Raw genomic sequence first — 17,888 nt, 5'->3', positions numbered from 1 at the left:
CATGCTACACGCTCAACCGGGCTTGAGGGCAAATCAAGACACGCGGGGCATACGCGCGGCTCATCCGCACAGCCCCGCACGGTTCACCTAGCAATCCGCACGGTTCGCCTGTCGATTGTCACGATACGACTGCGAGTTAGTTACGTATGTACATGACAATTCCACAGTCGAACCGTGCAAACCAGCAGGCCAAACGCACAAACCGACAGCCGAAGTACGCCAGCAGCGCCACACTCGCACTCTCTGTTATTTATAATCTTATAAATAACATGATATAGTCGTGTGTACAGCAATGATGCCGCACGAAAGGAGCACAATGAAGTACGGACATTTTGACGACGCCGCACGCGAATACGTCATCGACACCCCGGCGACCCCACTGCCGTGGATCAACTATCTGGGCAACGAGGACTTCTTCTCCCTTATTTCAAACACCGGCGGCGGCTACTCGTTCTATAAGGACGCCAAGCTGCGCCGCATCACCCGCTACCGCTACAACAACGTCCCCGCAGACACCGGCGCCCGCTCGTACTACTTGACCCAGATGCGCGACGATAACGGCACCCTCACGCCCGCCGACACCTGGTCCCCCACCTTCCTGCCCGCCAAAACCCCGCTGGATTCCTACCGTTGCCGCCAAGGCATCGGTTATACCGTGTTCGAGGCGGCCAAGAACGGCATCGAATCCACCCTCACCGCATTTGTGCCGCTGCACACCCCGGCCGAGGTCAACAAACTCACGCTGACCAACACCACCGACCGCGAGCAGATCATCGACGTGACCGGCGCAGTGGAATGGTGCCTGTGGAACGCCGTCGACGACTCGTCGAACTTCCAGCGCAACCTTTCCACCGGCGAGGTCGAAGTGGAGCAGCAGGCCGACGCCACCCTGCTGTATCACAAAACCGAATTCAAAGAACGTCGCAACCACTATGCCTTCTTCGCCGTGAACCATCCCACCATCGGCTTCGACACCAGCCGCGACGAATTCCTGGGCCAGTTCAACGGCTGGGATGCCCCGCAGGCAATCGCCGAAGGCGTGGCGCACAATTCCGTGGCGCACGGCTGGTACCCGATCGCCGCAAACCGCGTGCGCGTCACCCTGGCACCGGGTGCCAGCGAGACGTTGGTATTCACCCTCGGCTATATCGAGGTGCCCAACGATGCCAAGTGGGAGGATCCGAACGATCCGGCCAAGGTCGGCATCATCAACAAGGCCCCGGCCCATGAGCTGTTCGCACGTCTGAACAGCGCCGAACTTGTCGACGCAGCGCTGGCAGAACTGGCCGACTATTGGAACGGCCTGCTCGCCATCTACAACGTCAGCTCCGGCGACGACAAGCTCGACCGCATGGTCAACATCTGGCACCAGTACCAGTGCATGGTCACATTCAACATGTCCCGCTCCGCCTCCTACTGGGAGTCCGGCATGGGTCGCGGCATGGGATTCCGCGATTCCAACCAGGATCTGCTCGGCTTCGTGCACCTTGTGCCCGAGCGTGCCCGCCAGCGCATCATCGACATCGCCTCCACCCAGATGGAGGACGGCTCGGCCTGGCATCAGTACCAACCGCTGACCAAAAAGGGCAATGCCGACATCGGTGGCGGCTTCAACGACGATCCCCTGTGGCTGATCGCCGGCACCCACGCCTATCTCGCCGAAACCGGTGACGCCGGCATCCTCACCGAGCCAGTGCCATTCAACAACGTCGAAGGCTCCGAACGCCCGCTGCTCGATCACCTACGTCGTTCGGCGAACTTCACCATCGAGCATCTGGGCCCGCACGGCCTGCCGTTGATCGGTCGCGCCGACTGGAACGACTGTCTGAATCTCAACTGCTTCTCCGACACCCCCGGAGAAAGCTTCCAAACCGTGGAGAACAATGACACCGGTATTGCCGAATCCGTGTTCATCGGCGGCATGTTCGTGCTCTACGGCACCCAGTACGCCGACATCCTCGAACATTACGGGCAGGATTGCGGCATGCAGGCCGATGAGGTCGCCCGCGAAGCCGCGCAGGTGCGCGCAGCCGTCGAGCAGGTGCGCGCCGCCGTCGAAAGCGCCGGCTGGGACGGCGACTGGTTCGTGCGCGCCTACGACGCCTACGGCCGCAAGGTCGGCACGGCGCAAGACAACGAGGGCCAGATCTATATCGAGCCGCAGGGCATGTGCGTCATGGCCGGCATCGGCCTGAACGACGGCAAGGCCCGGCGCGCGCTCGAATCCGTGAAGGAACGCCTCACCTGCGATTGGGGCACCGCGATTCTCGCGCCCGCCTATTCCACCTACCGCATCGAACTGGGCGAAATCAGTACCTATCCGCGCGGCTACAAGGAGAACGGCGGCATCTTCTGCCACAACAACCCGTGGATCTCCATCGCCAACGCACTGGCCGGCAATGACGACGAAGCCTTCGCCGTGTATACGCGCAACTGCCCGGCATGGCTTGAGGAGCATTCCGACGTGCGCAAGGTGGAGCCCTACGTCTACTGCCAGATGGTTGCCGGCCCCGAAGCTCCCACGCCCGGTGAAGGCAAGAACAGCTGGCTGACGGGCACCGCCGCGTGGACGTTCGTGAACGTCTCCCAGTATCTGCTCGGCGTGCGCCCCACGCTGGATGGTCTGGCCATCGAACCGCATCTGCCGGGCGAATACACGCAGCTGACCGTCACCCGCGTGTGGCGCGGCGTCACCTACCGCATCACACTGCAGCGCACCGGCGAGCGCACGCTGATCGTCGACGGACAGCCCGTCGAAGGTGGCGTGGTGCCGGCACCGACCACGGCCGGCGGCACGGTGGATGTGCAGGCCACGTTCTGACGTTCATAACCAATATCCATACATGTTCATAAAGCGTCCATGAATGCCCGCCCGGCGCGCACCAGTGTGCCGGGCGGCATAATATGACGAACATAACCCATTGCGCTGGGCAGTTGCATGACACACTCCAGCGCAGGCCACGGATACAGGCCACACACGTTCCGACCAAAGAAGGGCATATGCAGTATTTCGAACAGACACTGACCGGTCTTGACGGCTCCGAAGCCCGTTTCATCGGTTATTGCCTCGATAACAGTCCAGAAGTTGATATGAACCGTCGCCGCCCGGCGGTGCTGGTGATTCCCGGCGGAGGGTATGCGATGACCTCCGATCGTGAGGCGGAGCCTATTGCCATGAAGTTCCTTGCCGCCGGCTATCAGGCGTTCGTGCTGCGCTATTCGGTGGCCCCCAGCCGTTACCCGGTCGCATTGGCCGAAGCGGCCGAGGCGATGCGCCTGATTCGCACCAATGCGGAGCAGTGGCATGTGCAGCCCGATCAGGTGGCGGTGATTGGTTTCTCTGCTGGCGGCCATCTGGCGGCCAATCTGGCCACCAGCGCCGGAGACGACGATCTGGCCGAACTGGGCTACGATCCCGACGCCGTGCGTCCGAACGCGCTGATGCTCGCCTACCCGGTGATCACCTCAGGCAAGCTCGCCCATCGCGGCAGCTTCGAAGCGCTGCTTGGCGAGAATAAGGATGATCCGGCTTGGCTGGAGAAACTGTCCATCGAACGACATATCGACGCGAAAACGCCGCCGGTATTCGTCTGGCACACCATACCCGACGATTGCGTGCCAGTGGAGAATACATTCATGCTGATCGAGGCCTGCAAGGCCGCCGGCGTCAGCGTCGAAGCGCACCTCTTCCCCGAAGGCGGCCACGGCCTGGCGCTCGGCACCGAAGAAACCGCCTGGGGCGGCAAGGGCAACGTCTTCCCCTGCATCCAGCGCTGGCCCGAACTGGCCTGCGCATGGTTGGGCAGACTATTCGAGAAGGAATGAGCATGACCGCCGCAGTCTGGGAGCCGTTTCTCGACAAACCAACGAACTGGTCCGCCGCATCGAACGGCGACGCTGAAGCGACGGTGGCCCGCGATGTGACCGCGGGCAAAACCTTCGTCAAACGCAAGCGTATGACCCCGGAAGAACGCCACCTGCAGATCCTCGAAGCCGCCACCCGCGTGATTGCACAGAAGGGCTTCTGGGGTATGTCGCTGCAGGATATCGCCGACGAAATCGGCATTACCGAAGCGGCTCTCTACCATTACATCCGTTCCAAGGATGATTTGCTGCGCATGGTGCTGGCCGAGGGCTACGATACGCCCGACGCCGACGAATTCAACGCATCCTCCGCCACCCTGACGGACTGCGATGGCCACCGAGTGATGTTCTTCCCCCGATACTGCCTCAACATTGTGCTGTACAACCAGCAACGCCCGGAAATGGTGCGATTGTTCTCCACGTTAAACGGCGAGGCACTGACCCCGGATCATCCGGCACACGGGTTTTTCGTGGGCCGCCAGCAACGCAACTGGGACCTGGTCAACTCGATGCCCTGGGTGCTGCCTGAATCGTTCGATGCGGAACGCTTCTTCCACCTGCACACGCTGGCCATGTCGGCGATGGACGGCCTGCAATATCGTTGGCTGGCCGATCATTCCTTCAATCTGCTGGAGGAATGGGCGCATTTCTCCGACGAAATGTTCCCCGCCAGCGATTGGGCGGGATTCTTGGATCCGTCCGAATACGACGCCTCAAGCGGCAAATGCCTGGAGCCGCTTACGCTTCAGGCTCGCTCTCGTGCATGACCTCGATCATGAACGCATAGTATGCCCCGATCAACCTTGCGTTGCCGGAATGACGGCAACGCAAGGTTTCGACTGCTACTCCCCTCGCTCAAGACGCAAGTCCTGAGCCAGAGGCGAATCGACCGGAGTACTGCCATCTGGCGTCAATCCCAGCAGCACCGACAGCACGGCAACCGAGGAGGCCGCCGACCATGCCTGCGGATGGCAGGCGGCAGGATAAGGCGACGGGCCACCACAGTCGGATGAATCGCCGGAATATAGTTCGGGAATCTGATAGTCGAACGCGTCTGCCGCCCGTATCAGCCCTTCCGCAACACGCACCGCTTCCGTCACATATCCTTCGTCGCGCAGACCGCACATGGCAATCGCACTGTCATGCGCCCAAACGGATCCGCAATGATAGCTGTGCGGCCAGTATCCGCCGCAGTCCGCGCTCATGGTGCGCACGCCGTAGCCGCTCATCATATCGTCGCCCATCAGCCTCGTCACAACATCAGCCACACCGCGCTCGTCGAGGATACCGGTGCCAAGCAGATGTCCGATATTGCTGGTCAGTGAGTCCACCGGGCGTTTCCGCGCATCCAAGGCGATTGCAGGATATCGGCCGTTGCCGTCATCAACCCAGAAGGCTTTGTTGAATCGTGCTTTCAGCTGCGCCGCCCATTCACGCCACGCATCACCGCCGTCGCGGCCGAAATGGTCAAGCAGATCAGCACCGGCAAGTGCCGCCTGATAGGCGTATCCTTGCACTTCGCACAGCGCGATCGGTCCCTCGGCGATACTGCCGTCATGCCAGCGTACGGAATCGCCGGAATCCTTCCATCCCTGGTTGCTTAGGCCATGGCCGGAACGGTCGATGTATTCCAGGAATCCATCACCGTCGCAATCGCCCCAATCGCGCAGCCAGGCCAGTGCGGCTTCGAGATTGGGCAGCAGCTCACGCACCTGATCTTCGGGAGCACCCCATCGCCATGCTTCACCAAGCAAGATAATCCATAGTGGAGTGGCATCGATGGTGCCGTAATACAGTGGCGGCAGGCTCATGCCGTCGCTGGCGAACGCGCCTTCCGACACCACCGCTTCTCCGCGCAATTCGTGGGGAATCTTTCCTGGATCGGCGTTGGTTTCCGGATCCGATGCCGTGGCTTGGAAATGCGCCAGCGTGCGCAGCGTGCCCATCGCCGTGACTGTGGTCAGCGGCAGCATGAAGCGTGCGGCCCACAGCGAATCACGTCCGAACAGGGTGAAGAACCAGGGGGCGCCGGCGGCGAGGAACTCGTCATCCGGCAGCGCCGGCACCGACATGCGCAGTCCGGCAAGATCGCCCAGCGAAGCGTTCACCCATCGCGATACACGGCTGTCAGCCGCACTGACGCGCACATCTTGCCATGGGCAGGTGGTGCGTGCATCAATAACAGGCTGGTTTGACGATGCGACGGCAATCGTAAATGCCGCGGTCGCGCTGCCGCGTGCAGCCACATGCAGCGGCCAACGCATCTCACAAACCATGCCATCGATAGACAATGCCGGCTGCGCCTTCATAGATAAGGCCGTGCCTGCATCCGCAGGCGTATCCATCGCGCCGTCGGACATATCGACGTCAGACATATCGATGTCGGCGGTCACCGGCCCACAGACAACATGAACACGATCGGATGCTTCCTGCGCAATCGTGACGGTTCCATTCGAGACCGCCGACGATTTCGCACCGCCTTTGACTTCTTGCATGGTGGCCATATCCATGCGAACCGTTGCACGCAGCGTGATGTCGATATCATGATCGAGCGAACTGCGCACCACCATACGTTCCGTCAGTCCGGCTGGCGTCAGGTGACGATGCTCATCCAACCGTACGGCAGGATCAACCGTAGCCCCATCGATTCCACGAGCAATCAATGTGCCAACGCTGGCATCATGGCTTATAGCGCGGAAGGAAATCGGCGTGGGAGTTTCGTCATCCACCATCCACTGAATCGAAGACAGTACGCGGGTGTCCCCCACATACAGGCCGTCGATGCCAACGGCACCTGAGCGGATGGCAACGCCGTCGATGTCACCGACGCAACCATCGGACGTGCACCAAAGCTGTGCGGGGGCGGCGATCAGCGGAATCAAATCCTGCATCCACGGCTGTCGTTCGTTGTATGTAGTCATGGTTGTTTTCTCCAAAATACAAGTGTGTGCGTAACAAGTGTGTGCGTAAGCGGGCGTGTGTTTGCATTCGCAATGCTGCCGAAGCCGGCGAGCCAGTGGTCGGTTATTCCTTAACCGACCCTTCCGAAGAGTTCATGATTCGCTTCTGGAAGATAAAGAACAGCACGGCGACGGGAATGGTCATCACTACGGCTGCGGCGAGTTTGACCGGGTACTGGTTGCCGGAGGACAGCTGCCCGGATGCCAGCGAGGCGACGCCTTTGGTCAGCGTGGTCAGCGACGACGACTGTGTGGAAACGATGAAGTGGGACAGTTCGTTCCATGACCCTTGGAAGGAGAGGATGGAGATGGTCACCAGCGCCGGACGCGCCATGGGCAGGACGATCTGCCAGAAGATGCGGAAGGTGCCGGCGCGGTCGATCATCGCCTGCTCCTCGACGGAGCGGGGGATCGACTCGAAGAAGTTCTTCATAATGAATACGCCCGACGCATCAATGAGCAGCGGCAGAATCATACCTGCGTAGCTGTCGTAGATGCCCAGGGATTTGATGATGAGGAACTTCGGGATCAGCAGCACCACCATCGGCACGCTCATCACCGCCACTAGCATGGCGAAGATGATGTCACGGCCGCGGAATTGCAGCCGGGACAACGCATAGCCGGCCAGCGAATCGAAGAACACACGCCCCACGGTTACCACGATGGTCACGATGAACGAATTCTTGAACCATACCGGGAAGTCTGAGTTGAGGAACAGTTTGCTGTAGGCGGCCGTGGTCCAGACCTGTGGGATCAGCGACACTGGATTGGCCGTGGCGTCTGCGTCGGTTTTGAATGAGGTTGCAACCTGGATGATGAACGGCATGATATAGATCAATGCCAGGAACGCCAGCGCCACATACAGAATGACGCCGCTGTGCAGGATGCGCTTGGGTAACGATTGCGACGACTTGCCTACCATCGTGTGTGCTTTGGTATGGCCGGTCATGTCAGGCTCCCTTCCTTGTTGCAACTGCTTCGGTAACGCTTGCACGAGCTGCACCGCCCGAGGGCTTGTTCGCTGATGGCCGGCCGAGCGACATGATCTCGTCTTTGCTCATCGCACGGGCTTCGGCCTTCATCGCCGCGTAATCAGCTTGGCGACGGCGAGACATTTTCTTGTCTTTCATCAGCTGGCGCTGCATCCAGGTCATAACAATGATGATGAGGAACAGTACGAATGAGATTGCGGCACCGCGTCCCCATTCCTGGCTGTTGAATGCTGCACTATACGACAGATAAGCGGGTGTGAGTGTGGTCTTCGCCGGTCCGCCCTGCGTGCCGGTGTAGATCTGGTCGAACACCTGCCAAGTGCCGATGATGCCGAGCGTAACAACCGTGAAAATCGTGGGCTTAAGCTGCGGCACGGTCACCTTCCACAGACGCTGCCAGGATGTGGCACCGTCCATGATGGCGGCTTCTTCGGTGGCCTCGCCGATGCTTTGCAGCGCGGCGATGAACATCAGCATGTAGGTGCCGGAAGTGGTGAATACCACCATCAGGATGATGGCGAACATGGCAACCGATGGGCCGGACAGCCAGTCCCATAGGCTCACGCCGAGGAAGCTGTGTTCGGTGAGAGCGGCAGGGCCGGCGTCCACGCCGAATGCCGACAACAGAATATGGATGATGCCAGTCGGTTCGTTGAACCAGTTCGGCCCGTTGATGCCGAACCATCCCAGCACTGCGTTAATGGTGCCGGAGGCGTTGAACAGGAACAGCCACAGCACGGTGATAGCCACGGAGCTAGTGACCGAAGGGAAATAGAACACCGTACGGAAGAAGCCGCGAGCCTTGAGAATTTTGCGGTTCAGCATCACCGCAAGCAGCAGACTCAGCAGGGTCTGCAGCGGAATGACCAGCAGTGTATACCACAGGTTATTGCGAATGGCGGTGCCGAAATCGCTTTGCGCCAGTCCTGGCTTGACCAGCACATCCGTATAGTTCTTCAGACCAATGAATTGAACATTGGATCCGAAGGGCGTACCGCGTCCGGTCCAGTTGGAGAAGCTCACCCATAGAGCCATCACAATCGGAATGAACAGGAACACTCCAAGGATGACGATCATCGGCAGGCAGAACAGCCAACCGGAGATTGTCTCCTCTTTTCGACTGATGCGCTGCGAGGATGCCGCGCGCGCTGATCTTGGCTTCATTCATCTCCTCCTTGAGATGGGAAACGTTGCTTTCCGTTCGTCAGAGAGCAACGCTTCCCGCTGCCACTGTTGTTACCGCTGCTGTTTGCGCCGTTGCCGCCGTATCTGCGACTACTGCAGAATGGATTCGAGGTTGGTCTGGGTCTTGTCAAGAATCGACTTCACGTCGCCGTTGCGCAGACCTTCGAGCTGTGCGTTGAAATCGGTAATGACATCGGCCGCACCCTTAGCCGTAGGCACAGTGACGGAATACTCAAGACCATCCATGAACGCGGACAGCTCCGGGAACTCGGACTTCCACTTGTCGGCCAGCGAGGTGGTGGCCGGCATGATGCCGAAGTCCTTGGCGAACTGCATCACCACGTCATCGCTGGTCAGGTATTCGACCAGATCGATTGCGCCCTTCTGATTCGGGCTGTCCGCGGCAATGCCCCAACCGTTGGTGAAGTGCATGGTGCCCTTGCCGGCAGGACCGGCCGGCAGCTCAACAACCTGGTACTTGACGTCCGGATAGTCGGCAGCCAGACCGCCGGTAATCCAATTGCCTTCGATGGCCATGGCAGCCTTGCCAGTGCCGAAGGCCTCGCCACCCCAGCCGGTGCCAAGATCGGCTGCGTAGGCGGCATGACCGCTGTCCAGCAGCGTCTTCACTTCTTCGAGGCCAGCGACGCTTTCATCGCTGTTGGCGATGGCCTTGGTGCCGTCGTCGCTCACCAGACCGCCACCGGCCTGCTTCATGAACACACCCACGCGAGCGTATTCGCCGCTGAATGCCAGACCAACGTGATCATCGGTGGTCAGCTTCTCGGCGACCTGTGCCAGTTCGTCCCACGACGTGGGGTAATCGGCGTCGGTCAGGCCTGCAGCGGACCACATGTCAGTGTTGATGACCAACTGCAGCGTGGAGACGTCCTTGGGTGCTGCGTACAACTTGCCGTCGTAGGTGAAGGTCTGCAGCAGGTTGTCGTAGAAATCATCCTTATTGGTCAGCTGATCGCCGTATGCCAGCAGGGAACCGTTCGACGCGTAGCCGGCAAGCTGCTCAGGTGCCAGATAGAACACGTCGGCGGGAGAGCCGCCAGCGAATCCCTGCGAAAGCTGCTGAGCCATATCGTTGGCCACCTGAACCTCGGCCTTCTGCCCGGACTTCTCGCTCCATGCGGCCACGGCCTTCTTCACCGACGCGGTTTCGGCATCACCGGACGAACCGATGAGCACGGTCAGCGCCTTGGAATTGTCGGAGGTCGCTCCGCCATCCGAAGTGTTGGAGGTGTCGTCGAAGCCGTTTCCGCAGCCCGCGAGCGTCATTACCATCGCCGCGGTCGCAGCCATCGCCACCGTGAATCGCTTCCTCATCGTCGAGTTCCTTTCCTCTGCGGTTGCGCAACTCTTGCGCTTGTTTTTTAGAACGTTAAAATTTTTCTCAGTAATATTTTCAGAGGCTTTACCTGTTGCTTAGCTTGCACTAACAGCGCGTAACGTGCTATTCCTCGTCGAATATTGCCGTTTTTAATTTTTACGTTCTAAAAGTAACTTCATACTAAACATATTTTTCCCTTATGTCAAATCGGAACTATCGTTACAATGTGAAGAACGGGAATCAACGTCGCCAACATGGCCGACGCATCGAAACAGGGAGGAATCATGGTCAGCATCAAAGACGTGGCACGAAGTGCCGGAGTCTCCCCCCAAACTGTTTCCAACTACCTCAATAATCCTGGCATCGTCAAAGCCAGCACCCGCAGCCTCGTCGCCGCCGCCATCGACGAACTCGGCTATACGCCCAACGCGTCGGCGCGTCGACTGCGCACGCAACGCAGCAACACCATCGCCATCGGCATCGCTCCGGTCAGCTATTCGCGCGTATACGATCGTTTTCTACACGCCATCGCCACCGAAGCCGACGCGCACAATCTGCGGATTATTCTGTACAAAACCGACTCGAAATCCGACGAAATCCGCCAATTCGAATCATTAACCGCGGGAGGCGACGTCGACTCCTTCGTACTTGCCGACACGGTTCACAACGATCCACGCATCCCCTGGCTTATTGAGCATAAGCAGGCTTTTGTGCTGTTCGGACGCCCTTGGGGCGAATCCAACATGAACGATCCAACCGTGCCATGGGTCGATGTCGACGGATATGCAGGTATCGCTTTGATGACCCAAAAACTCATCCTCACCGGCCACAAGCGCATCGGATTCATAGGCTGGCCCGGCACCTCGGGAACCGGCGATGACCGAAAAGCCGGATGGCGAGACACGCTGCTCGCTGCAAAAATGGCGTCCGAACAACAACTCGACGCACTCTGCGTTGACGCTCTGGACGATATCGCCGCCGGGCACGCAGCCTGTCTGACGTTGCTGGAACGTCAGCCCGACCTTGACGCCATCGTTTGCGTCAGCGATACGTTGGCAGCCGGCGCAGTCATGTCACTGACGGCATCGCCGACGCACAACATCACGGTCACCGGATTCGACAACACCGTCTCATCGCAGTCGTTCGGATTCCCCACTATCGATCAACCGCTTACCGCCTGTGCACAGGAAATCGTCCGCATTATCCAACAGCAGCTGGATGGTGCTGCATCGCATGCACAGTGCAGCGCAGTTCCTGCGCAAACCTCGGCGCCGGTCACACACGACGCATCATTCCACGGCGCGGCTACCGTCTCACCGCATTCCGCAACAACCGCAGCAAAAAGTGATTCCCGGCACGTACTGCTGACACCCGCGCTGATATGGCGATGATTTTCCTGGCCCGCGGCTTTCCTCAGCTTCCTGCCCCGATACTCTCGTACGGCAACCGCTTGGAACCGCTTGCCACTTACGCTTCAGGCTCGCTCTCGTGCATGACCTCGATCATGAACGCGTAATATGCCCCGATCAACCCAGCGTTGCCCGAATGACGGCAACGCTTGATCGGTGTGCGGAAATCCTTCCAATAAGGAATACGATCCAACGCCTCACGCAGCAGCGGCAGCAGCGTCACCTCGCGGCTGGCGGCACCGCCGATAAGCACACATTCGGGATCTAACGCCGACACCACATTGAAAATACCCACGGCCAGATAGTCGGCCCATCGCTCCACGATTTCACGTACCTGCGGCTCCCCCAGTCGCCGCAGCATACTAGTGGCCACCACGCTGTCGGCCGGAGCATCGGCGGCTTCGGCCCATCGCTCCGCCAACGCCGCGGTGGAGGCATACGTGTGCAGATTGCTGACGCCGCCGGCCTCATAATTGGTAATCATCATGCCGAATTCGCCGGCGCGCCAATCGCGCCCACGGTGGATTTTGCCGTCGAGGAACACGGCACCGCCGATGCCATGATCTACGGTCACCAACACGAAGTCCTGAAGTTTGCGGGCGTTGCCGCTGCGCTGCTCGGCGATGGCGGCGCAGTTCGCGTCGTTTTCCAGCCATACTGGCACCGGATGATCGAGATATTCCTTGAGCTCATCGGCAACCGAATGTTTGTACAGCGCCGGCAATGGCCCCGCAGTAATGGTCTTCTGACGTTTGACATCCACAAAGCCGGGGAAGCTGATGGCGATGCCATCGAGTTTGTCGCCGTGCGCATTGGACACGTCCGCCAAGGCGCGGTAGAACGATTCCGCACCGTCCGATGGGGTGACGATCGAGCCGACCATGCCCGGTTCGCCGTCCGTAAATAGGGCATGACGAATGAAATACGGTCCAACATCGAACACTAGTACTTGCGGTCGCACAGCCATCACACCCTCCCTTGCCAGCTTTCTGTAACTATAGCGTAATCAGGAAGCCTGCAACAGGGGTGGAAAACGTTCTTTTTCAGCGGAAAATCACTCTCGAACGCCGTCGGTCGACGAATCGTCGTCCGATGTCAGTTTCCGAAGAATCTTGCGGGCATATGCCGGGTACATTCGATGTATATTCGAGGCACTACGCCCAGCGCCGACTATCACAACCCCACAAATACCAGCACATTGTGGGGGTATTGATTTTCGCGACCGTCACAACCCGACATATACCGGCATATATTCAGGGTCGTGATCCGCGGCATTCATCACAACCCCATAAATATCGGCATATTTTCGGGGTTGTGATTAATGGCGCCTATCACAACTCACAGATACCTCCATATTTCAGGGGTAGTGATACGAAGCAACTATCACTGCCCCGCAAATACCATCGCATTTCGAGGGTAGTGATGCACCCCATAATCACAACCCCCGAAATACATCGATATTTCAGGGGTCATGACACAAAAGGCCGTCACCGCCCCACGCACCTACCTAGCATGAGAACGGTGACGGCCTAAGCAAACAACCGCAGGATCAACAGCTCCTATCCGCGGTCCTGATACTCATCTTCCACAGCCTGACGAGCCTCCGTCATCGCCTTGCTATTAGCAAGATCAATCTGATACACCTCGTCATAGCCCAGCGCCTCAACGTTTTGGACGCCTTGGGACCAGACGGCATCAAACTCGTCGTCACTGTCGGTGAACACCGCTTGCCAGCAGGCATTGACCACGGCGGTCTTGATCTGTCCACGAACCGCAGTGATTTTGGAATCCTCGTCGGGAGCCACATACGTCGCGCCCGGAATCACAGCCAACTTGTCGTTGGCTTCCAGGAACTCCATGGTGGTGCGGGCGCCACCCATATGTTCCTGCCAATCCTTATCAAGCGCGGTGTCACGCTTGGCAAGTTCGGAATCCCACATTTGATAGTTGTAGGGAGCGCCGGTATTCGGATCGGTGTCCTTGTTCAGCACGGTGCTGACGTTCAGCTGGGAGGCACCGTCGGTATATCCGCCACCACCGTACTCTTCCGGCACATTCACGCTTTCACCAGACACTGCTTTGACGCCAAAATCAGTCAGCTTGGGCGCTCCCGCGTCGTTCAGCTGCCAAGTCAGCCCCTCGATGCCGGCCGCACCGTTGGTTTGCGAACCCGATGCCTGAATGCCTTCGGGCGAGTAGAGCCAGTCGATGAACTTCACCAAACGTTCCTTGTTCTTGGCCTTCGCGCCCACGGCGATGAAGGTGCTGGTGCCGTTGGGCTGCGCGCCCTTGGAAGCGATGGTCATATCGTCGATGTCCAGCATCATGAAGCCCTTGCCGGCCTCTTTGTTGGCTGTGGTGTTATAGGCGGCCTGCCCCAGCCACGGCCAGAAGGAGAACAGCACCTTGCCTTCCTTGTACTTCGAGTACATGGTGTCATAGTTCTGCGTGGTCGATTCGGGATCGACCAAGCCCATCTGGTAGGCCTTGTTGAAGAATCTCAGCGCACGCACATATTGGCTGTTTTCGTCGATCAGCGATTGATAGTCGCTGCCGTCATACTTGGTCAGTACGTAGCCTAGGCCCTCGGCGTACCCGTAGAACGCCGGGAACTGGTAGCCGTTCTGCATGGCCTCGCCGTCCCAATCTTTGAACAGACTTAACGCGTAGATATCGTTGGTGCCTTCGGTTGCACGAGCCTTGTCCTGCATGTCCTTAAGCACTGGCAGCAGGTCTTCCAGCGTGGCGACTTGCGGGTATCCGATGGCCTTGTAGTAATCCCAGCGCACGAATGGCCCAAAGGTTGGTTCCACACCCTCGCTGGATTCCGAAGGCGACAGCGACGAAACCGACGTGGGGATGCCCCATACGCCGTCCTGCTGGTTGGCCGTTGCGGTGAGTTCGTCGATGGCACCTTGGTATTGCTTGAGATATTCGGTGTCGTCGATATAGTCGCTCAGGTCCGCCACCAGACCGGCTTTGACTACGCGTTCCGCCTGCCCGCTGCCGCTGCCCATAATGATGATGTCGCCGAGGTTGCCGGCGGCAGAGCGAGTGTCGAACAGTGTGGAACCACCGCCCGCCACATTCGGGGCGATGATGTTGAGCTTGATGTTGAACTTATCCTTAATGAGCTTGGCGAACCAGCCCTTCTGCTCGCCCTGATAGTTGGCCAAGGCGTCGAACACCTCAACCGTCATCTCCGAGCCGTCATCAGGGGCATCGACAGCAGTGTCTTTACCTCCGCAAGCGGCCAGCGAAGTTATCATGCTCAACGTCACCAAGCCTGCGATAACGGTTCGCTTTAAATGGTTCATGCTTCCTCGCTTTCTTCATTCCCGGAAAGCCGTTGCGTCGACATCGCCGCAGTCTTGGTTCCCTTCCGGTTTCTTGATTGTCAGGATATTGGCAGCAGATTCGCGTTGAAAATTATTTCGATGTTTTTCGATGAACTGGCGCGATGGTTTTCCCTACGCTTCCGCGTTGCAAGTATTGCACCGGCACCAGTTCCGTCAGGCCATCTGCAGGGCGTTGGCGCTTGCCTTCGATAAACTCCATCAGCAGGTCCACAGCACGCCCGCAGGTCGCGTAAGGCTGCATGGGAATCTCATCGATTCTCACGCCCATGGCCGAGGCGTAGCCGAACGAGCCGAGGGCGATCATCGAGAGGTCATCGGGTATGCTCATGCCGCGCTCGTGCAATACAGCCGATAGATTCGTCAAAGCGTGAGGATCGCATTGGCCTAGCACCGCTGTGATCGCAGAGGATGCAGACAGCATGCGATCGGCCAAACGACGCATTTCCTCCAAGCCACCGTCGCTGGTCGAGGCAAATGACACATGCATGCCGAGCGATCGAGCCCTGGAAAGAATCGCGTCTCGCGTGCGCACCAGAAAATTCACCTTGGATAGGTAGGCGCTGACCGGAGAACCGACAAACAGCAGATTGCGGTGCCCCAGTTCGGCAAGTTTGTCGATGGCGCATCGGCCCATGGCTTCAAAGTCAAGGTCCACTGCCGCCAGTCTCTGCACATGCCGAGGGCAGCCGATTGACACCATCGGCACACTGGACGTTGTCGCAGCGGCGGCCCGGGGATCGTCCACCGTCACGTCCAGCAATAGGATTCCATCTACCAGACCCGCATCCGCAACACGTTCCATGTCCTGCTGCTCGCCGGCGAGCAGCAGGACATCATAGCCATGCGCACGCAGCTTAGAGGCTACCGCAAAGAAAAAAGGCGACCAGTTCGCATAATCCGTATCCGGGCCTATCGGGGAACTCACCGCAATGACATGGGTGAGTTCCCCGCGCAGCACATGCAGCGCATCGGAGGGGTAATATCCGAGTTCTCGAGCGGCTTGGCGAACGCGCAGCTTGGTTTCGGCGCTGACCGGCCGTTTGCCGCTCATCGCATACGATACGGTGCTGATGGATACGCCCGCCCGCTGCGCTACCTCCTTGATACCGACCATTCAACGGCCAGCGCGGTAGGCGATGTCGCGGAAGGCGACTTGGCCCAGGCCGTGGGCGTAGAGTCCCAATATGATGCCGGTGAAGCCACCCGCGTTGGAGAACGAGAGCACCTTGCCCGGCGCCTCGTCCAGCACCGATTCACCATCGGTGTCAGCGGATGAGACGAGGAAGCGGTAGCCGCGTTCGTCGCCTTCCACACGGAAGGTGAGCGCCGGGGCGGAGGGCACGCGCACCGAGCCAAGACGTGTCACGAGCCCGGCGTTGTATACGCGCGCTTCGACGGTGGTGGTGCCGTTGGCGGCCGCTTGGGCGGCGATCACCATGTAGTGGCGTGAATTGGCGTAAACGGTCACGCCGGTTTCGCCGATTTCCAAGCTTTTCGGATTGACCAGCGTAGCCGAGAAGCCGAAGCGCACGTCGGTTTGCCGGGTGCCGATCAGACACGGACCGTGGGATAGGTCGAAGCCGTGCGGCCGCGCATCGATGGTAATCGCCGAAGCAGTGCCGCCCTCGCTGCCATCGTTGCCATCACTGCCCCCGCTGATTACCATGAAACGCCCATCTTCGTCGATGCTGGGCGTCACCCATGCGACGGCCTGTTCGTTGGCCTGCCCGTCGCCCACGAGCTGCGTGTCATAGGATTGGTCGGCGAGCGCCGGCCAGCCGTCGGCCCAATCGAACCACACGCCGTAGGGTTCGCGGCCAACCCAACCTTGGGCCGGGTATTCGTCGTTGTTGCGTGTGCCGTGGAATACCATCAGCGTACGGTCGGCTTCGAAGTGGGCGCAGTCGCAGTGTCCGATGGCCTGCAGGGTCAGGTGGGTGGATCGGTTGGTAATCAGCGGATTGCCGGGGTACATATCGTAGGGGCCGAACGGATCGGTTGCGCGGGCGATATTTTCCATATGCCCGGATTCGGTGCCGCCTTCGGCCCACATCAGATAGTAGGTTCCCTCACGCTTGTACAGGTGCGGCCCTTCGGGGTTGGAGCCGGTGATGCCTCCGCAAATGCGACGGCGACGGGTCAGCACAGTGCCGGTGTCCGGATCGATGGCAGACAGGTAGATGCCGGCCGGTTCGATGTTGCCGTCCTCGTCCGGGCCGCCGCCTTCGTTGCCGCAGATGTAGACCGTGCCGTCATCGTCGAAGAACAGGCTCGGGTCGATGCCGGGCCATCCCTCCACCCAGATCGGCTCGGACCAGCCCTGGTGCGGATCGGCGGAGGTGAGGATCATATTGCCACGGTTCACGTTGGTGACGATCAGATAGTAGAGGCCGTTGTGCCAGCGTAGGGTGGGGGCGTAGATGCCTTGGTTGTTGTCCATCGAATCGTAGGGGAACTGGCTGGCTCGGTCCATCGCGTTGCCGACGCGCGTCCAGTGTTCGCCGTCGTCGCTTTCCCACACCGGAAGACCTGGGAAGTATTCGAAGGAACTGTTCACCATGTAGTAGCCGCCTGTCGGCTTTTCACAGATGGTCGGATCCGGATAGAAGCCTGAGGCCAGGCGCTTGGCTTCGGTGACGTTGAACAGTGTCATGGGTGTGCTGAACTCCTTGATATGCGTACGTTATAGGTGCGTAAGGGTGCGTAAAGGTGCGCAAGTATGTGCGATATATACGCGCGTCGCTGCGCGTCTGATACGCGCAAGGTGCGCGCCGCCAGGG

General features: G+C 59.4%; 12 protein-coding genes. 4 read left to right on the top strand and 8 right to left on the bottom strand.

The genetic code is table 11. The annotated features are described in order from the left end of the window. Positions 1-316: 316 nt before the first annotated feature. From G1C95_RS10725 to G1C95_RS10715, 3 genes are all read left to right on the top strand, one after another. On the top strand, positions 317-2,821 hold the full coding sequence (locus tag G1C95_RS10725) for a glycoside hydrolase family 94 protein (RefSeq protein ID WP_169172945.1): 2,505 nt from the start codon (positions 317-319) through the stop codon (positions 2,819-2,821). Positions 2,822-3,000: 179 nt separating this feature from the next. Beyond that, on the top strand, positions 3,001-3,825 hold the full coding sequence (locus G1C95_RS10720) for an alpha/beta hydrolase (protein ID WP_169172944.1): 825 nt from the start codon (positions 3,001-3,003) through the stop codon (positions 3,823-3,825). Positions 3,826-3,827: 2 nt separating this feature from the next. Next, on the top strand, positions 3,828-4,631 hold the full coding sequence (locus tag G1C95_RS10715) for a TetR/AcrR family transcriptional regulator (protein ID WP_169172943.1): 804 nt from the start codon (positions 3,828-3,830) through the stop codon (positions 4,629-4,631). A gap of 75 nt (positions 4,632-4,706) precedes the next feature. On the opposite strand, the gene G1C95_RS10710 is transcribed toward G1C95_RS10715, so the two are convergent. The 4 genes from G1C95_RS10710 to G1C95_RS10695 form a co-directional block, all read right to left on the bottom strand. Then, positions 4,707-6,785, bottom strand: coding sequence for a glycogen debranching N-terminal domain-containing protein (locus G1C95_RS10710; protein ID WP_169172942.1), 2,079 nt, complete (start codon positions 6,783-6,785; stop codon positions 4,707-4,709). Positions 6,786-6,888: 103 nt separating this feature from the next. Further along, complete coding sequence (locus tag G1C95_RS10705; RefSeq protein WP_169172941.1) at positions 6,889-7,773, bottom strand: carbohydrate ABC transporter permease; 885 nt, start codon at positions 7,771-7,773, stop codon at positions 6,889-6,891. A gap of 1 nt (position 7,774) precedes the next feature. Continuing rightward, positions 7,775-8,980, bottom strand: coding sequence for a carbohydrate ABC transporter permease (locus tag G1C95_RS10700; RefSeq protein ID WP_169172940.1), 1,206 nt, complete (start codon positions 8,978-8,980; stop codon positions 7,775-7,777). Between the two features lie 111 nt (positions 8,981-9,091). Further along, on the bottom strand, positions 9,092-10,336 hold the full coding sequence (locus G1C95_RS10695) for a sugar ABC transporter substrate-binding protein (protein WP_169172939.1): 1,245 nt from the start codon (positions 10,334-10,336) through the stop codon (positions 9,092-9,094). A 288-nt stretch (positions 10,337-10,624) separates the two neighbouring features. On the opposite strand from G1C95_RS10695, the gene G1C95_RS10690 reads away from it, so the two are divergent. Beyond that, positions 10,625-11,731, top strand: coding sequence for a LacI family DNA-binding transcriptional regulator (locus G1C95_RS10690; RefSeq protein ID WP_169172938.1), 1,107 nt, complete (start codon positions 10,625-10,627; stop codon positions 11,729-11,731). A 76-nt stretch (positions 11,732-11,807) separates the two neighbouring features. Here G1C95_RS10690 and G1C95_RS10685 read toward each other — a convergent pair whose 3' ends face one another. From G1C95_RS10685 to G1C95_RS10670, 4 genes are all read right to left on the bottom strand, one after another. After that, a complete protein-coding gene (locus tag G1C95_RS10685) occupies positions 11,808-12,716 on the bottom strand; it encodes an ROK family protein (RefSeq protein WP_169172937.1) in 909 nt (302 codons plus the stop codon). Positions 12,717-13,308: 592 nt separating this feature from the next. Beyond that, the gene (locus tag G1C95_RS10680; RefSeq protein ID WP_169172936.1) at positions 13,309-15,066 is read right to left on the bottom strand and encodes a type 2 periplasmic-binding domain-containing protein; all 1,758 of its coding nucleotides are present in this window, start codon (positions 15,064-15,066) and stop codon (positions 13,309-13,311) included. 112 nt (positions 15,067-15,178) lie between these two features. Further along, complete coding sequence (locus tag G1C95_RS10675; RefSeq protein ID WP_169172935.1) at positions 15,179-16,222, bottom strand: LacI family DNA-binding transcriptional regulator; 1,044 nt, start codon at positions 16,220-16,222, stop codon at positions 15,179-15,181. Next, positions 16,223-17,761: a glycoside hydrolase family 43 protein gene (locus G1C95_RS10670; RefSeq protein ID WP_169172934.1), complete on the bottom strand. Its 1,539-nt coding sequence runs from the start codon at positions 17,759-17,761 to the stop codon at positions 16,223-16,225. It abuts the gene before it with no gap. Positions 17,762-17,888 lie beyond the last annotated feature (127 nt).

Origin of the sequence: Bifidobacterium oedipodis (assembly GCF_012932425.1) — a bacterium.
Lineage (GTDB): Bacteria > Actinomycetota > Actinomycetes > Actinomycetales > Bifidobacteriaceae > Bifidobacterium > Bifidobacterium oedipodis.
Note: the sequence above shows the minus strand (reverse complement) of the source record. Positions and strands in the feature narration are given on the sequence as shown.

Excerpts from the sequence above, each read along its gene's own strand:
- G1C95_RS10725 (WP_169172945.1), top strand. The coding sequence starts at position 317 with ATGAAGTACGGACATTTTGACGACGCCGCACGCGAATACGTCATCGAC.
- G1C95_RS10720 (WP_169172944.1), top strand. The coding sequence starts at position 3,001 with ATGCAGTATTTCGAACAGACACTGACCGGTCTTGACGGCTCCGAAGCC.
- G1C95_RS10715 (WP_169172943.1), top strand. The coding sequence starts at position 3,828 with ATGACCGCCGCAGTCTGGGAGCCGTTTCTCGACAAACCAACGAACTGG.
- G1C95_RS10710 (WP_169172942.1), bottom strand. The coding sequence starts at position 6,785 with ATGACTACATACAACGAACGACAGCCGTGGATGCAGGATTTGATTCCG.
- G1C95_RS10705 (WP_169172941.1), bottom strand. The coding sequence starts at position 7,773 with ATGACCGGCCATACCAAAGCACACACGATGGTAGGCAAGTCGTCGCAA.
- G1C95_RS10700 (WP_169172940.1), bottom strand. The coding sequence starts at position 8,980 with ATGAAGCCAAGATCAGCGCGCGCGGCATCCTCGCAGCGCATCAGTCGA.
- G1C95_RS10695 (WP_169172939.1), bottom strand. The coding sequence starts at position 10,336 with ATGAGGAAGCGATTCACGGTGGCGATGGCTGCGACCGCGGCGATGGTA.
- G1C95_RS10690 (WP_169172938.1), top strand. The coding sequence starts at position 10,625 with ATGGTCAGCATCAAAGACGTGGCACGAAGTGCCGGAGTCTCCCCCCAA.
- G1C95_RS10685 (WP_169172937.1), bottom strand. The coding sequence starts at position 12,716 with ATGGCTGTGCGACCGCAAGTACTAGTGTTCGATGTTGGACCGTATTTC.
- G1C95_RS10680 (WP_169172936.1), bottom strand. The coding sequence starts at position 15,066 with ATGAACCATTTAAAGCGAACCGTTATCGCAGGCTTGGTGACGTTGAGC.
- G1C95_RS10675 (WP_169172935.1), bottom strand. The coding sequence starts at position 16,222 with ATGGTCGGTATCAAGGAGGTAGCGCAGCGGGCGGGCGTATCCATCAGC.
- G1C95_RS10670 (WP_169172934.1), bottom strand. The coding sequence starts at position 17,761 with ATGACACTGTTCAACGTCACCGAAGCCAAGCGCCTGGCCTCAGGCTTC.